We start from the raw sequence: 14,754 nt of genomic DNA on the forward strand, positions 1-14,754 counted from the left end.
GCATACCGCTGGAGAGCGGTCTATAAATACTACTCTTTTATAATACGAGGAGGTGCTGGCTGATGCCGAAAAACAGCTTAAACGTGTCGCTGAAAGGGGCAGATGACATTTTCTCCACGGAAAAATCCCGACAGGAACAGCAGCGGGAGCAGGTGCAGCAGATCCCCATTGGAGAGCTGTTCCCTTTCAAGAACCACCCCTTCAAGGTGCTGGACGATGAAGCTATGACCCGGACAGTAGAGAGCATTGCTCAGTACGGTGTGCTGGCTCCGCTGATCGCCCGCCCCCGCCCGGACGGTGACGGCTATGAGATCATCTCCGGGCACCGCCGTCAGTATGCTGCTAAACTTGCCGGGCTGGATACTCTGCCGGTTATCGTGCGGCAGATGTCGGACGATGCTGCTGTGATATTGATGGTGGACAGCAATCTCCAACGTGAACACATCCTGCCCAGTGAGAGGGCTCTTGCCTACAAAATGAAGCTGGAAGCGATAAAAAATCAAGGTGCTAGGTCAGATTTAACTTCCGCCCAAGTTGGGCGGAAGTTGGAAGCTGCCGATATTGTTGGTCAGGAAGCTGGCGACAGTAGAAATCAGGTACGGCGCTTTATCCGTCTGACCAACCTCATCCCGGAACTGCTGGACATGGTAGACGAAAAGAAGATCTCCTTCAATCCCGCTGTGGAACTGTCCTATCTGGACGAAAGCCAACAGCGGGCTTTTTTAGAAGCCATGGATGGTACCCAAAATGCCCCATCTGTATCGCAGGCTCAGCAACTAAAGAAGATGGCGCAGTGTGGTGAGTTCACCTATGAAAAGGCGTTTGATATTTTGGGGCAGGAAAAGAAGAGTGAGCAGGACACCGTAACTATCAAAAACGACATCCTGCGAAAATACTTTCCACGCAGCTATACGCCTCGGCAAATGGAAGAAAAAATCATTCAGCTTTTGGATGCGTGGCAGAAAAAGCAGCAGCGCCACAACGAACGCTGATTCGTAACGCAAGACCCGATGGGGTCTTTTTTGTTTGCAAAAATTTGGAGACTAACTATTAAAAGTCAAGCCCCAAAATGAAAAAATCCGTCTGCCGACCGCTGCCCCTGACAAACAGCATTCAAATGCCATAATCAATGCAGCGAGGGCGACGGAGAGAATAGCAAAGCAAGCCCGGCCAACCCTCGCAGAAACAGAATAGCATTTGAATGCTTCGGTTTGTCAAGGGTTCGCTGCGCCAGCTAAGTTGTTCTTGGATTTGGCTCAGGCTCTGGAGAGAATCAGGCAGCTACAAGATATGCTTTGCCAGATTTCTGCAAGGCATAGATTAGCCGCACAAGTTTCTTCGTGGCATGGGATAAGGCAACATTGTAGTGCTTTCCTTCAGCACGTTTCTTGGCAAGATATTCAGCAAAGACGGGATTCCAGTGGCAGACGTACTTGGTTGCGTTGTAGAGGGCATATCGCAAATAACGAGAACCACGCTTCTCCATGTGAGCGTAACAGTTTGTAAGTTTTCCGGACTGGTATGTAGATGGAGAGCAGCCAGCGTAAGCAAGGATTTTGTCAGGAGATTCAAAGTTGGAAAAATCACCGATTTCAGCCAGAATCATGGCTGCTGACTGGATACCGACACCGGGAATAGAAAGAATCGGTGGATTCAGTTCATCCATGATTTTCTGAATAGAAACTTCAATTTCATCAATCTCGGAGGTGAGTTCCCGAATGAGTTTAATGGTATGCTTCAGTTCCAGAAATTTAGCAGGCATAACGGAACCAATGGAAGTTCTGGCAGCATCTCGAATCTGGATAGCCTTATCTTTGCCATAACGACCCTTGGATGCTGTCGCAAGAAGGTTTGTCAGCTTGGTGAGATGAATTTCTGAAATCTGTTTTGCACCGGGATATTCACTGAGGAGCGCATAAACCGAAGCAATATGGAGAGAGGGAACGATCTTCTCCAGTTCTGGAAACAGAATCGTGACCAGTCTGGACACTGACTGCTTCAGCTTGGCTCTTTCACGAACCTTATCGAATCGGTATCTTGTTAGTGACTTTAACTCTTCGTTATGGTATGCTGTATCCGTGTAGGACTTGAGGTCTACATCGGACAATAGCATAGTTGCAATCGTTCTTGCATCCACACGATCGGTTTTGGTTTTGCGAAGGCTGAGACTTTTTCGGTACAGGTTGGTGTGCAAAGGATTCATGACATAGACGGCCAGGTCATTGTCAAGAAGAAATCCAAGAATGTTGTAGCTGTAATGTCCGGTAGCCTCAAGTCCTACTTTTATTTTGTCTGACTTTTTGGTACAGTCTCGAATCGTCTGAAGCAGCTGCTTGAAGCCATCCATGTTATTGGGGATGGTAATGCAGTCGGCACGAATCGTTCCGTCCGAGTCGAGAATACAGCAGTCGTGCTTATCCTTGGCAACGTCAATTCCAACACAAACCATTTTGATACCTCCGGCGTATTTATTTCGATGCTGTTCAGGACCACAGACTTCTTTGCTCTTGTAACCTCGTTCTAAATAAACCGTCTGGCGGTATCTAACTGATTAACATTTCAACAAAGAAGCTGTGGTTGGAGCCTCCCAAAAACCGTCTTTGCGGTAGTAACGCCTCACCAATCCACAGCATCCCAAACATTGTAGCATTCCGCTGGAGAGCGGTCTATAAATACTACTATTTTATTATACGAGGTAACGCCTATGAATAACACGATTCCTTTTCACTCCGCTCCCCATGCACCGCAGATCACGGTGGATGTGAACATCCTGTCCATGCTGAAACAGGCGGCATCCTGCCTGACCGAAATGGTAAGCGAGAATGTCTACCTTGCCGCCATCGGCCCGGACATGGAACTGACCATTATCGTGGAGGAGGATGCCCCTTCCATTCTGCCTTGTTTTGACGAGGACGATGCCCTGATTTCCGTGAAGGGTGCGCCGCTGTTTATCAGCTACAATCCGGCGCAGGTCCTCAAGTTGGCAGGCAAGCGGTACCTGACCGGCCCGGTCATCTTCTACCGCACCGATGGGCACAGTACCATCGTGTCCCTGACGGTGGAGGATATTTACCGCTTTCAGACCTATCTGGAAAGCCACAGCACCACCCTGATGGCAGATGGGCAGAAGCTGACCTGCATCTGCATCGACTGAGGTGTGCTATGCTGAACTTTTTTATCGGATTCGCATTTTTTGAAGCCGGTGCGATTTTCGGATTCTTCGTGGCGGCTCTGATGCAGGCGGCACGGAGCGGTGAGATCGGACTGAACGGAGAGGAGGATTCGCATGGCTGAAAACACCCTGTCCGTGCTGAAAATTGCGCCGGGACAGTATCCGCAGCAGGTCGAGATTGACAATAACCTGAAAGCCTTGCAGCAGGCGGTGGGCGGCACGATTGCTGCTGTTTACCCCTTTGCAGATCCGGTGGCTATCATCTGCAATGACGATGGTAAGCTCATGGGACTGCCGTTGAACCGTGCCCTTCGGGATGAGAACGGGCAGATGTACGATGCCGTTGCCGGAGACTTTCTGGTAGTGGGACTGGGCGAGGAGGATTTTGCATCCCTGACCCCGGAACTGGCGCAGAAGTATGAGCAGCTTTTCCATCAGCCGGAAGCCTTTCTGAAACTGGGCAATCGTCTGCTGGTGCTGCCGGTGCCTGATGAACCTCCGGCGGAAAAGCCCCGCACCAAGCCTCCGGCAGAGCATGACCGCTAAAATCACCCTGCTGCACGGGAGGTGATGGCAGTGCAGGAAGAAATCGAACAGAAATCATTCAACATTATGATCTCCACCACAAAGCTGTCTGCCCGGACTGTCCTGCGGGCAGTTAAAGCGGCGTTTCGGCTGTACCAGTCCAAGGCATCCCAAGGTAAGCAGAGCGTCCGCACTCTTCTGCGGCAGAACCGGGGCGTGTCCAGCGTGGAGATCAGCAAGACCGGCATCCGTGGTCTGGAACGCTATGCCAAAAAGTACGGCATCGACTATGCCATCCGCAAGGACACCTCCGAGGTGCCGCCCCGGTATCTGGTCTTTTTCAAAGCACCGGACGCAGAAGCATTCAACTCGGCGTTCAAGGAGTATTCGGCATCCCTGCTGAACAAGGACAAACGCCCCTCGGTACTGGCACGGTTGCAGGAACTGGTGCAGGCAGCGGCAGAACTCCCCGGCAAAGTCCGGCACAAGGAACAGGAGCGTGGACTGTGACCACGAAAAAGCTGACAAAGCTGCTGGCACTGTATCTGCCCTATATTTTGCTGGGGCTGGTGGCAACCAACTTTGGCGAAGCGTGGCGGCTTGCCGAGGGCAAGGAACTGGGCGATAAGATCATGTCCATGATGGGTACGATCCCGGTGGCATTTGCAAACCCTCTGCCCAGCCTGCATCCGCTTGATTTGCTGGTGGGTCTGTGCTGTGGCGCAGGGTTACGGCTGGCGGTCTATCTGCGTGGCAAAAACGCCAAGAAGTACCGCCATGGCATGGAGTACGGCTCTGCCCGGTGTGGTGCATAATCTTAACTGTAAGGAAAACTATGTGGACGCAGGAGGTATGCACATGAACGAATATAATAAAATTACAGCCCTTTACTCCCGCCTTTCCGTCGGGGACGAGGACAGAGATGGCGGCGAGAGCAACAGCATTGTAAACCAAAAGGCATTTCTGGAACGGTACGCCCAACAGCAGAGATTAACCAATATCCGGCACTACATTGACGATGACGAAAGCGGCAGGTTCTTTGACCGCTCTGCCTATTCCCGCATGATGGAGGATGTGGAAAACGGAAAAATAGGCGTCTGCATTATGAAAGACCTGACGCGCTGGGGGCGTGATTATCTCCAAGTCGGCAATGCAATGGAGGTATTCAGACGGAACAATGTCCGCTTTATCGCGGTCAATAACGGCATAGACAGCGACAATCCCGATACATTGGAGTTTGCGCCCTTTATCAATATCATGTCGGAGTGGTACGCAAAGGACATCAGCAAGAAAGTAAAAACGGGTATCAGGACCAAGGGTGCAAGCGGCAAACCCATCGCCACCGAAGCCCCATACGGATATATGAAAGACCCGAACAACAAGGATTTTTGGATAATCGACGAGGAAGCCGCCGAAGTGGTACGCTTGATTTTCCGTCTGTTTATCGGCGGGAAGAACAGAAACCAAATTGCCGTATATCTCAAAAACGAGCAAATCCTCACGCCTACGTTCTACCTCAAACAGCACGACAGAGGGACAGCGAAAAGCAGACCGCTGAACGAGGAAAATCGCTATAAATGGAACAAAGCAACCTTAACCAAGATACTCACAAGGCAGGAGTATTGTGGTGATGTTGTCAATTTCAAGACCACAAAGCATTTTCGGGACAAGCGCAACCACTATGTAGATAAAAGCGAATGGCAGATAACCGAGAATGTGCATGAGCCGATTATCGACCGCGCCGACTTTGAAACCGTACAGCGGATTTTGGAAAACGCGCCTGTCAGACGCCCTAACGGGGACGGAGAAATCCACCCTTTGTCGGGCTTGATGTTCTGTAAAGACTGCGGCGCAAAAATGCACATTCGCATAGATTACAGGAACGGCGGCAAGCGTCATGTTGCCTTTTGCAGCGAGTACCACAAGGGCAAAGCCAAAAATCCCAAATGCAATTCCCCGCACATCATAGACGCTGATTTAGTCATGCAGACTATCGCGGATGTTCTGAAAAAAGTTGCAGAATACTCCATAAGCAACCGGGAGGAATTTGAAGCATTAGTCCGAAAAAACCTTGATATGCAGCAGACGGACAAGAGCAAAAAACAGCAGAAGCGTATTCCGCAAATTACAACACGCCTTGAACAGATTGACAAGGTGCTGAATAAACTCTACGAGGATAACGCCCTCGGTGCTATCCCACAAGACCGATACGAGCAAATGTCACAGAAATATTCGGAGGAATACTATACGCTGAAAGCGGAACTTGCAGAACTCAAAGAACAGTTATCCGCGTTTGAGGACGCAGGAGGATGGGCGCATAAGTTTTTGAAGCTGATAGAACGCTACGCCGCCTTTACCGACCTTACCCCCGCCATTCTCAATGAATTTATCAGCAGAATTGAAGTGCATGAGCGCGATAAGAAAAGGGCAAAACAAGCTGTTCAGCATATCGGGATATATTTCAGCTATATCGGCAAGTTTGAAAACGAACTGACACAGCTTGCAGAGCCGACAGAGGAAGAAATCCGGCAAATGCGGGAGAAAATCGAAGAAGCCCAAAAGGAAAAGAGCCGCGCTTATCATCGGAACTACTCAAAGGAATACCGGGCGAAAAACCTTGAAAAACGCCGGGAGTATGAACGCATCAAGGCGCGGGAATATCGGGCAAAGCGAAAGGCGCAAGCCGCTGCGCTGCCCGTATCGTAAAACAGAATAACCGACAGCAGAAAGGGATTTTCCAACTATGGGAAATCCTTTTTTTGCACCCAAAGGAAGGAGTGACCCAATGACAGAAAAGAAAACCACAACCACCGCGCAGAAGCAGCCGGATGGTATCATCACAACACAGCGGAACGGACAGACCATCGTTGCGGAGTTGTTTTTCAATCACAGAAGCGCAGAAACATTCCGCGACAAGCTGCTGAAAGCGATACTTGCCGACTATTCGCATTTTTCTGCGTCTGACGGTCAAGAGCCGTAAAAACGGAATATTTGACGATTGGAACACTCTGGACGAGGAATGTATCGCCAGAGCATTTTCTATTGAAAAAACGCCGTTTTTCCCAAGTCAAGAGCCGAAGAAAACACCCGAAAAATGCCCCTACTGCGTAACAGGGGCGCAGAAAGGAGAGTTTATGAAAACAGGACTGAAAAAGCAGGAAAAGACCACCGATATTTGGTTTGACGAGAAAGACCCCCTTATCCATATCCGCACCCACAACACCGACTTGAAGAACAGGCTGACCGCGTACAGCCGCCGCTTCCCCTCTGTCTGTAAGCTGACCGACAGCGACCCGGAAACGGGCTGTATGGAGTTTGAGATTGCAAAGGGACGCTTCTCTTTCCGTCTGACCGCACCATACAGCGAGGAACGCAGACAGGCGGCAAGCGACTATGCAAAGAAGCATGGTATTTCAGCCGGGAAAAGCAAGCCATGACACAAAGATACAGTAAAATTATTAGGTAAGGACGGTTGATGTCTATGTAAAACGAACAGGAGGATAAAAATTGACTGGAAGCATTTACGGCTATGTGCGTGTCAGCACAAGAGAACAAAACGAGGACAGGCAGCTTATCGCCTTACGCGAGGTAGGCGTTTCAGATAAGAATATCTTTATGGATAAGCAGTCCGGCAAGGACTTCAACCGTCCGCAGTACAAGCGGCTGGTGCGAAAATTAAAAAAAGACGATCTGCTCTACATCAAGAGCATCGACCGTCTTGGACGCAACTATGCGGAAATTTTAGAACAGTGGCGGTTGCTCACCCAGACAAAGGGCGCAGACATTGTGGTGCTGGATATGCCGTTGCTGGACACCCGGCGTGGCAAAGACCTGATGGGCACTTTTTTGAGCGACATCGTTTTGCAGGTGCTTTCTTTTGTAGCCGAGAATGAGCGTACCAACATCCGGCAGCGGCAGGCAGAAGGGATTGCAGCTGCAAAGGCTCGCGGTGTAAAGTTTGGCAGACCACCCCGACCACTTCCAGACAACTTCTATGAGGTGCATAAAGCATGGAGGGATAAGAAATTGACCCTTAAAGAAGCTGCGGAAGCCTGTGATTTACCCGTAGGTACGTTCTATGGGAAATCTATCCAATTTGAAAAGTCCACCTAAGCAAACTCCTTGCAAAATTTTGAAAGGTGTACTTTTCAAAATTTTGCAAAGCTCACTCTTTATAAGGCATTATGCCACAAATCTCGCTTTAATTCAAGAGAAATTGGAAGTTTCAACGAAAATATATCATCGTTTTAAAAAGTACACCTTTTAAATTCAAAGAACACTTCGAAGCAACCGCTAACCCAAAAGTGAGTATGCTATTTTCAGCTATAATATTAAGTTCCACTACTGTAATTATAGGATGTCTTGTCGTGTTAATTACCGAATCTTTGTACAACTTGCTCTACAACCTTCCATCCGCTCCACCTGAAATGGGTGGCTTGCTTGGGCAATCAAAAAACACAATTAATACCATTTTTGTCGATTCAGGAAAAATATCTTTTAGGAAATCTTGCCAGTATGTTCCCAATGAATTGCTTTTGAATCAAACAATATCGGACTGGGACGCTCAAGGAATTATTTTTAAAGGAATATTTCACACCCATAAAGAGGGGCACGGGTGTCAATGCTTGTCATCTGCGGATATTGTCTATATTCGATCAATTATGAATGCTTATGTGAAAAAGTTGTATTTTCCGATTGTTATTCCTCATACTGGAGTTTTCCCTTATCTCGCAGTTTATGATCAATTATCCGGACTTTCTATTACGCCCGAAGAATTGAATCTGACACTTTAATACAATAAAAAGGAGAAAAACATTATGGACAAAAACAATATAACCTCTGTGAAAATTCCTGCAGGTGCCTTTTGCGGACATAACTGTTCTGACGGATGTATCTATTGGAACCCTTATGACCGTGATAGTAATGGCCGCCAGTACTGTTCGCATTATGATGCTTACTACTATCCGAGAGAGCGCCAAGGATGTCTTAGTTATGAAGACTAATTGCTTCGATTGCACGGAGGGCGTACCCCATGATGTGGCATTTCTATGAGATTCCGTACATTCCCGATTTAGAGCTAGTTAAATATCAATCTCTTGGTGAACAAGGTATAGATGGTATTCTTGAGCGACATAATCGTTTTTTACGTCAATGGCAAAGGAATACTGTTCTAATCCATACAACCCTACATTTTTTCCTTAGCTATACTCATGAACGTCCAAAAGGGAGTCGTCTGCAAATTTTCTTGGCATTTTCTTCCGATCAGACTGTAAACTTTGAATCAATAGATGCGCTTATGCAAGCAAGTCCTTTAGCTGACTACTATAAGATTGCTCCTATTGAAGATGTTCCTGTTTGCTTGCGGAAATCATTTACAAATATTCTTCTAGTCAAAAAACAAGAACAAACACGTCTTTCCACAGGAGATACGCTATTTACAGTCGAAGGCTGGAAATCCAATCCCAAGTCACGTCTTTATGAAATGGAAAAAACCGCAGAGGCTCTTAATGAGGATATGGTTTATCATATTTCAATCTATGGAAGTGACACCTATAAAACTGCACAGCAGGCCTTACAAAAGCCTATCGCAATTCTACGTGAGAAAGCATTGGGCCGTAGTGGGCAAATCACCCTCGCCGATAACAAAAATCGTCCGCGAGATGTCTCAGCCGAAGAAACCCTACGGATATACGAAGAGTTTTTATCAGATGTTGCCAAATCGCCTTGTTTTTTTGCCAACATTTTACTTTACGCAAACCAAAAAAGTAGTGCGCATTTTTTGATGGATGCTGTCTGCGGAGAAGCTATCAAAGAAGGAACTTGTGAAATTCAGGAAATTCCCAGTACGGCCACACCGTTGGAATTGCAGGAAGTAAATCAGCCTTACTGCAATCTTCTACCACCCTCTTTAGCATTCTGGCCAACCGCTTATACACTTGATGAACTTTCTTCTTTCTTTCGGCTGCCAATACTATTTGATGGCGAGAATATCGAAATAAAGAAGGAAACTGCTCCGAAGTTGGAGCAAACTGGCATTTACCTTGGACAAACCAACAATGGGTTGAGCGCTTTTATCGATGCATCATCCTTCAAAAAACACGCTTTCATATGTGGTGTTCCCGGCTCTGGTAAAACTAACACCATGCTGCATCTCGCTAATAGCCTATGGCATCATAAAAAGCTAATCAAGGATGATACCGATAATTTGTCGGTCACTTTTAAAGAAGAAAGTGATCCTATTCCTTTTTTGGTTTTGGAACCCGCCAAGCGTGAATATCGAGAACTTTCTAGGTATGATATTCCAGAGTTAATTATTCTTTCTCCTTCAGCTAGTACAAAATTTCCTATGAGGTTGAATCCCTTCGAATTCCCGAAAGGACTCACACTTTCAGAACATATCTCTAAACTGTGTCAGGTTTTTGAGGGTGCTTTTCCGATTGCTCCACCAGCTCCTTTTATATTGGATAAAGCTATCGAAGGTATTTATCGAGCACATGGTTGGAATACCAATGATATTAACACCGGGGAAAAAGAATATCCGACCATGTCGGAATTATATGATCGCTTTCAAAAAGAACTTAGCCAAACAACTTATGACAGCGAAATTCAAGGTAATATTCAATCTGTTCTGGAAATGCGTATTGGCAGTCTCCTACGTCGGGAAATGAAGGACATTTTTGATGTAAAACACTCTACATTCTCTCCAGAGGAATGGCTAAAGCACCCTGTCATTGTAGAACTCGAATCGTTAGGAGAAGGTCCTGCCAACTTTGTTACGTTGTTATTATGTACCCTCATTCGAGAAACTTTGAAAGCCTCTCCTCGTGCAGATGAAGAAAAGGTTGTCCGGCATATCATTTTTATCGAAGAAGCCCATAACCTTATCGCTCCTGAAGCACAAGTAGCATCTGGTCAAGATTCAAATCCTAAAATTGCTGCTACAGCATATATCGTTAAAATGTTAGCAGAGGTTCGTGCTTTACGCGAAGGTATTATCATCGCAGACCAGCTTCCTACTGCTATGGCACCTGAAGTTATTAAAAATACTAATATCAAGCTGATTCATAGACTTACCTCTATAGATGATCGACAACTGATTGGCAGCACAATGTCTGCTAGTGGCATTCAACTAGAACATGTTGCAGTTTATCGTCCGGGTGAGGCCCTAATGTCTTATGAAGGACTTCAGCGACCATTTGAACTCAGAATTCAAGAGCAAAAAGGTCATGGTTCTGAAACGCCCAATGACGACGAACTATATGATATTATGCTTCACAAGCCAGCATTTTTTCAGTTGGCGCAAAAAGAAGAAAATCTAAAGCTAGAAACTCTAAAAGAAAATGTTAAATCACTAAAGAAAAAGGAGGTTGAAGCTCTTTGTGCACTCTCCGAATATGACTCATCCGTACATACATCCACTCAAATCACAGATTTCTATTGGCACATGGAAAATATTTACACCTCGATTGTAATACTTCGTTCACAATACCGAAGAGACTGTCAGGCGATAAATGAACTTTTCATTTCAGCCGAAAGAAAAGCGATGTTGGATGAATTGATTCGCAGTATAGGAGAATCTCTCCAACAAAAAATCAAAAATAACGTTGTTTTTCTTGATTCGAATGGCCAATTAGAATGAGGTATTATTATGGCTGAAAATTTTAGTATTGAGCATTCCAGAACGAAAATCACTGAGGTAAAGAAAACTATTGAAGATAAAAAACAAAAGCTGGACGAGTTAAAGCAACAAAAAAAGAGTCTTATGGATGCCGGGCTTGCGTTGGATTCTTCAAATTTAGATTCAGCTGTTCAAGCTACCCTTATGGAAAGCATTAACGATTCTCTGCGTGATGTTGAGAACAAAGCTTATGACGTTTCGAAGGATGCAAATCAGAATCTACAGAGCCTTGAACAAATCCGGCAAAATGTTGACGATGAAATCACAGATAGTCAAAAGGCGAAGAAGAAACTCGACCAAACCAAGAAGCTGTTAGACACATTAGGTGTTGGAAAATCATTGGAGAAAGGAGTAAACAAGCTGGATGACCACTTACAGGAAGCAACCGGCTTAAAAGGTGAAGTCATTTCAGCTATGCAGGATTTGGAAAAAGTCTACCGTCAGTTAGATCAAATTTAAAATGGGAGGAATTATTTATGGGCTTACTCGGATCTCTTTTTTCGGCAGCCGCCGATATCGCAAAGGAAACTATCACAGAAACAATGAATCAAAATGAAACCGAAAAATTCATTAAGATAATGATGGAGCGCGATGCTCAAAACGCTGAAGCAAATGAAAAACTCTATCAAGACTGGCTCACGCATGAAAGAAGCAACTATTTTGCGGCTAAAAAGAATACTATCATTCATGATGCCTTTGATGTTCTGATGGATTCTTTTGAGGATACCGGAAAATTTGATTTTTCTGCTGTGGATAGTTTGAGCGATGAACTGAAGAGCAGCGATAGCTATAAGCAGGAGGCAGCTGATGTTGTTAATCTATGCTGCGAAGCTCTAGTTAAACTGCATCAAAAGTGTTGTATTTCCATTCGATTTGTTATGCAGACAATTCACAATTTACAGCGCTTCGCCGATATTGTCCCTAGCATTCGAGGCTTGGATCGTCATTATGATGCTTTCTTCCCTGTTGACAATGCCGATTGCAGTTTTTTGACAGATTTCGACAGCATTGCGGAAGGATTAGAAGCTGCCAAAAATGATTCTGATAATTATCTCGCGATGGTTGGAAGCAACAGTCCGTTGTCAAGGCTTGCAGCTTTGAAAGATATTTTGAAATCGGAAGACTATGTTGCTGCTGTTTCCAATTTACTTTTTGCCGATCAAGAGGTTGCTCCTTATGCAGGTATGAAAAAAATGATTCTCTGTCTCTCTATGGAGGAAACAGACGAAGCTACCGCTCTTCTTTTGGATACATATTGTACGGTTATTATGAATTATTTACGGCTTTCAACAGCTAAAGAAAAAGTCGGAAAAGATAATCCTTTTATTTCTGCATCAACAGAGCAAATCCTGCCAATCGATCTTTTGATTGCTCAATCTATTAAATCTTCGAAATCTGGTAGCCCGCAGGAAGTTGATACCAATCTCGATGAGTTCCTTGAATATTATCCTCTGATTTGTACATCTAGCTGGGAAAATCAGCTTTTCATACTTCAGAAAGTTTTTGCTTACCTCAAAATGTATTCTCAGGAGAGAAAGGTTCTTGAATTTTTAGTCAAAAACAATATTCCTCGTACTGAGCAAATTGATCGTCGGTTAAACTTTTTGAAAAATCTTAATCAAAATGACATTAGTAATGCGGCCAACAGCATAGAGGAATTTAGCATTCAGACAAGTGATAATGAAATTGCATATGATTATCGATTTATTTCTTGGACAGTTTCGGAAATAAACTCCTATATGAACCTTTTAACTAGCGAGGACAAAACACTCGATCTTCCTATGGTTGTTGCTGAATGGAACAAGAAAATTCCTCAAAAAAATATTCGCTGGAGTACAGATGCTATGCAAGTTTACCTTGATAAGTATCTCCATGAAAATTTTGGTGATCTGTATACAACCAAAATTAAAAACTGCGGTGCAGTACTCTCAAATGAAGTAGAGTACGAGCCTTCCGTCTATATTGAAGCAACCGACAGCGCTAAATATCCGTGGCTTTCGTTTGTTGTTACTGGTGAACAGCTTACCATGACACAAGTTTCCTTCGCTATTTATGCGTTGTATCTGCCTACGAAAGACTCCCAATGCACTCAGGCGGTTGATACAATCGAACAGAATCAGAAATACCAAAATCGACTGATTACTTTAAAACAAGCTCAGAATCCTAAAATCAAGAATTATATTGAGTCCATCAATGAAATTCTGATTTCTGGTCTTGAAGCATGGCTAAATAACAACAATACTTCTAGCATGTATGATTAAGGAGAAAAAGTATGGAAGACATCAATACCTTAACTCAAAAAGCCAATTCAGGTGACGCTGTTGCCATGCGTAAGCTGGGTTATGAATACCTGATTGGAAAAAACATTCAAAAAGACGAAAAAAAGGCATTTCAACTTTTCCGTGCAGCTGTTTGGGAAGGCGATTTGAATGCGACAATATACTGTGGCTATTGCTGTAAAACTGGTGCCGGTCTTGAAAAGCCTAACATCGTCGCAGCCGCACGATACTACGAGTATGGTGCACGTGCAGGAGTTGCCGCAGCGCAATATGAACTTGCCAGAATCTATATTGATAAAGAGATGGGGGATGCTTGCTTTATTGGCGGTGCTAATCCGTATATTGGTTGCGAACGATGGCTGAAAAAAGCTGCGGAACAAAACTACATCTATGCTGAAGAGTTGCTCGCCGATAAATATTATGAGGGTGTTTATATCGTCAAAGATGTTAAGGCTGCAATTTATTGGTATGAAAAAGCAGCAAACCAAGGCAGCGTCTACGCTATGTATCGGGCCGGATACATTTATTACTCCGAACCAATCGACTACAACAAAGCTGGTCAGTGGTTCTCACTCGCCGCAGAAAAGGGAGACAAAGATGCCGAAGAAGTTTTGCGCAATAATCTGAGGTATAATCGCTTTACCAAAAAATGGGACGCAGTTCGTTAATCGAACTATTTCCAAAATAGCATAAGAGCCGCGCATCCATGTCGTTTTTGACCTCATGAATGCGCGGCTTTTATAAAGTGCAAAAGGAGTGTGATGCCATGACCCAACTGCAAACCGACCTTGCCCATCTCCGCAACGAAAAAGCTAAAGCAGAGCAGAAGCTGCGCTCTTGCCAGCACCGGGAGAAGATCCTTGAGCACCGGATGTCGGAGCTAAACCGGAGAGAGCGTGTGCATCGTCTTTGCACCCGTGCTGGAATGCTGGAAAGTTTTCTGGTCTGTCCGGGAGAACTGACCGATGATCAGGTGATGGAACTGCTGAAAATCTCGTTCCGTCAACCGGAAGTCGTGCTGGCTCTTGCAAAGATGGTGCATGATGTTCACGAACGCGGCAACGTCCAAAACCCTTTAGAATAAAGGGCGCAATTATACA

General features: G+C 45.2%; 17 protein-coding genes and 1 pseudogene. 17 read left to right on the forward strand and 1 reads right to left on the reverse strand.

Annotation, left to right across the window (positions count from 1 at the left end; translation table 11 throughout):
• Positions 1–62 precede the first annotated feature (62 nt).
• Complete coding sequence (locus J3352_RS13010) at positions 63–992, forward strand: ParB/RepB/Spo0J family partition protein (RefSeq protein ID WP_156067455.1); 930 nt, start codon at positions 63–65, stop codon at positions 990–992.
• 281 nt (positions 993–1,273) lie between these two features.
• On the opposite strand, the gene J3352_RS13015 is transcribed toward J3352_RS13010, so the two are convergent.
• Entirely contained in the window at positions 1,274–2,449 is a 1,176-nt protein-coding gene (locus J3352_RS13015) for an IS110 family transposase (protein WP_154277584.1), read from the reverse strand.
• A 255-nt stretch (positions 2,450–2,704) separates the two neighbouring features.
• Between J3352_RS13015 and J3352_RS13020 the strand changes: the two genes are divergently transcribed.
• The 16 genes and pseudogenes from J3352_RS13020 (at position 2,705) to J3352_RS13090 (ending at position 14,738) form a co-directional block, all read left to right on the forward strand.
• On the forward strand, positions 2,705–3,154 hold the full coding sequence (locus J3352_RS13020) for a hypothetical protein (protein ID WP_097771839.1): 450 nt from the start codon (positions 2,705–2,707) through the stop codon (positions 3,152–3,154).
• An 8-nt stretch (positions 3,155–3,162) separates the two neighbouring features.
• Complete coding sequence (locus J3352_RS14415) at positions 3,163–3,294, forward strand: hypothetical protein (protein WP_255569324.1); 132 nt, start codon at positions 3,163–3,165, stop codon at positions 3,292–3,294.
• Positions 3,287–3,718 (forward strand): DUF3846 domain-containing protein, encoded by a 432-nt coding sequence (locus J3352_RS13025; RefSeq protein WP_242699969.1) that lies wholly within the window; start codon positions 3,287–3,289, stop codon positions 3,716–3,718. Before J3352_RS14415 ends, J3352_RS13025 begins: the two co-directional genes overlap by 8 nt.
• Positions 3,719–3,742: 24 nt before the next feature.
• Positions 3,743–4,207, forward strand: a complete 465-nt coding sequence (locus J3352_RS13030) for a PcfB family protein (RefSeq protein WP_097771841.1) — start codon at positions 3,743–3,745, stop codon at positions 4,205–4,207.
• Positions 4,204–4,506 (forward strand): annotated as a pseudogene (locus tag J3352_RS13035) (conjugal transfer protein TraG); the annotation flags it as partial. The gene J3352_RS13030 and the pseudogene J3352_RS13035, both read left to right, overlap by 4 nt.
• Before the next feature lie 49 nt (positions 4,507–4,555).
• Positions 4,556–6,403 (forward strand): recombinase family protein, encoded by a 1,848-nt coding sequence (locus tag J3352_RS13040; RefSeq protein ID WP_207732025.1) that lies wholly within the window; start codon positions 4,556–4,558, stop codon positions 6,401–6,403.
• A gap of 79 nt (positions 6,404–6,482) precedes the next feature.
• Positions 6,483–6,677 carry a transposon-encoded TnpW family protein gene (locus J3352_RS13045; RefSeq protein ID WP_071143486.1) on the forward strand — a complete coding sequence of 65 codons (195 nt, stop codon included), beginning with the start codon at positions 6,483–6,485 and terminating at the stop codon, positions 6,675–6,677.
• A 154-nt stretch (positions 6,678–6,831) separates the two neighbouring features.
• Positions 6,832–7,134, forward strand: coding sequence for a hypothetical protein (locus tag J3352_RS13050; RefSeq protein ID WP_071143485.1), 303 nt, complete (start codon positions 6,832–6,834; stop codon positions 7,132–7,134).
• Between the two features lie 70 nt (positions 7,135–7,204).
• A complete protein-coding gene (locus tag J3352_RS13055; protein WP_156067453.1) occupies positions 7,205–7,810 on the forward strand; it encodes a recombinase family protein in 606 nt (201 codons plus the stop codon).
• Positions 7,811–8,064: 254 nt separating this feature from the next.
• On the forward strand, positions 8,065–8,490 hold the full coding sequence (locus J3352_RS13060) for a hypothetical protein (protein WP_129873419.1): 426 nt from the start codon (positions 8,065–8,067) through the stop codon (positions 8,488–8,490).
• A 24-nt stretch (positions 8,491–8,514) separates the two neighbouring features.
• Positions 8,515–8,700 (forward strand): hypothetical protein, encoded by a 186-nt coding sequence (locus tag J3352_RS13065; RefSeq protein ID WP_147576378.1) that lies wholly within the window; start codon positions 8,515–8,517, stop codon positions 8,698–8,700.
• Positions 8,701–8,729: 29 nt separating this feature from the next.
• The gene (locus J3352_RS13070; protein ID WP_117527671.1) at positions 8,730–11,336 is read left to right on the forward strand and encodes an ATP-binding protein; all 2,607 of its coding nucleotides are present in this window, start codon (positions 8,730–8,732) and stop codon (positions 11,334–11,336) included.
• 9 nt (positions 11,337–11,345) lie between these two features.
• Positions 11,346–11,834: a hypothetical protein gene (locus tag J3352_RS13075; RefSeq protein WP_055192367.1), complete on the forward strand. Its 489-nt coding sequence runs from the start codon at positions 11,346–11,348 to the stop codon at positions 11,832–11,834.
• A 17-nt stretch (positions 11,835–11,851) separates the two neighbouring features.
• The gene (locus J3352_RS13080) at positions 11,852–13,636 is read left to right on the forward strand and encodes a hypothetical protein (protein WP_156067451.1); all 1,785 of its coding nucleotides are present in this window, start codon (positions 11,852–11,854) and stop codon (positions 13,634–13,636) included.
• A gap of 11 nt (positions 13,637–13,647) precedes the next feature.
• A complete protein-coding gene (locus tag J3352_RS13085) occupies positions 13,648–14,322 on the forward strand; it encodes a tetratricopeptide repeat protein (RefSeq protein ID WP_055192371.1) in 675 nt (224 codons plus the stop codon).
• 98 nt (positions 14,323–14,420) lie between these two features.
• Positions 14,421–14,738, forward strand: coding sequence for a DUF3847 domain-containing protein (locus J3352_RS13090; protein ID WP_055192372.1), 318 nt, complete (start codon positions 14,421–14,423; stop codon positions 14,736–14,738).
• The last annotated feature ends 16 nt before the right edge of the window (positions 14,739–14,754 follow it).

Source organism: Faecalibacterium sp. Marseille-Q4164 (assembly GCF_017377545.1).
GTDB classification, from domain to species: Bacteria; Bacillota; Clostridia; order Oscillospirales; family Ruminococcaceae; genus Faecalibacterium; species Faecalibacterium duncaniae.

What these genes read in the sequence shown, in the direction of transcription:
- J3352_RS13010 (WP_156067455.1), top strand. Translation starts at nt 63, where the DNA reads ATGCCGAAAAACAGCTTAAACGTGTCGCTGAAAGGGGCAGATGACATT.
- J3352_RS14415 (WP_255569324.1), top strand. Translation starts at nt 3,163, where the DNA reads ATGCTGAACTTTTTTATCGGATTCGCATTTTTTGAAGCCGGTGCGATT.
- J3352_RS13070 (WP_117527671.1), top strand. Translation starts at nt 8,730, where the DNA reads ATGATGTGGCATTTCTATGAGATTCCGTACATTCCCGATTTAGAGCTA.
- J3352_RS13025 (WP_242699969.1), top strand. Translation starts at nt 3,287, where the DNA reads ATGGCTGAAAACACCCTGTCCGTGCTGAAAATTGCGCCGGGACAGTAT.
- J3352_RS13015 (WP_154277584.1), bottom strand. Translation starts at nt 2,449, where the DNA reads ATGGTTTGTGTTGGAATTGACGTTGCCAAGGATAAGCACGACTGCTGT.
- J3352_RS13050 (WP_071143485.1), top strand. Translation starts at nt 6,832, where the DNA reads ATGAAAACAGGACTGAAAAAGCAGGAAAAGACCACCGATATTTGGTTT.
- J3352_RS13030 (WP_097771841.1), top strand. Translation starts at nt 3,743, where the DNA reads ATGGCAGTGCAGGAAGAAATCGAACAGAAATCATTCAACATTATGATC.
- J3352_RS13040 (WP_207732025.1), top strand. Translation starts at nt 4,556, where the DNA reads ATGAACGAATATAATAAAATTACAGCCCTTTACTCCCGCCTTTCCGTC.
- J3352_RS13065 (WP_147576378.1), top strand. Translation starts at nt 8,515, where the DNA reads ATGGACAAAAACAATATAACCTCTGTGAAAATTCCTGCAGGTGCCTTT.
- J3352_RS13090 (WP_055192372.1), top strand. Translation starts at nt 14,421, where the DNA reads ATGACCCAACTGCAAACCGACCTTGCCCATCTCCGCAACGAAAAAGCT.
- J3352_RS13045 (WP_071143486.1), top strand. Translation starts at nt 6,483, where the DNA reads ATGACAGAAAAGAAAACCACAACCACCGCGCAGAAGCAGCCGGATGGT.
- J3352_RS13080 (WP_156067451.1), top strand. Translation starts at nt 11,852, where the DNA reads ATGGGCTTACTCGGATCTCTTTTTTCGGCAGCCGCCGATATCGCAAAG.
- J3352_RS13020 (WP_097771839.1), top strand. Translation starts at nt 2,705, where the DNA reads ATGAATAACACGATTCCTTTTCACTCCGCTCCCCATGCACCGCAGATC.
- J3352_RS13085 (WP_055192371.1), top strand. Translation starts at nt 13,648, where the DNA reads ATGGAAGACATCAATACCTTAACTCAAAAAGCCAATTCAGGTGACGCT.
- J3352_RS13075 (WP_055192367.1), top strand. Translation starts at nt 11,346, where the DNA reads ATGGCTGAAAATTTTAGTATTGAGCATTCCAGAACGAAAATCACTGAG.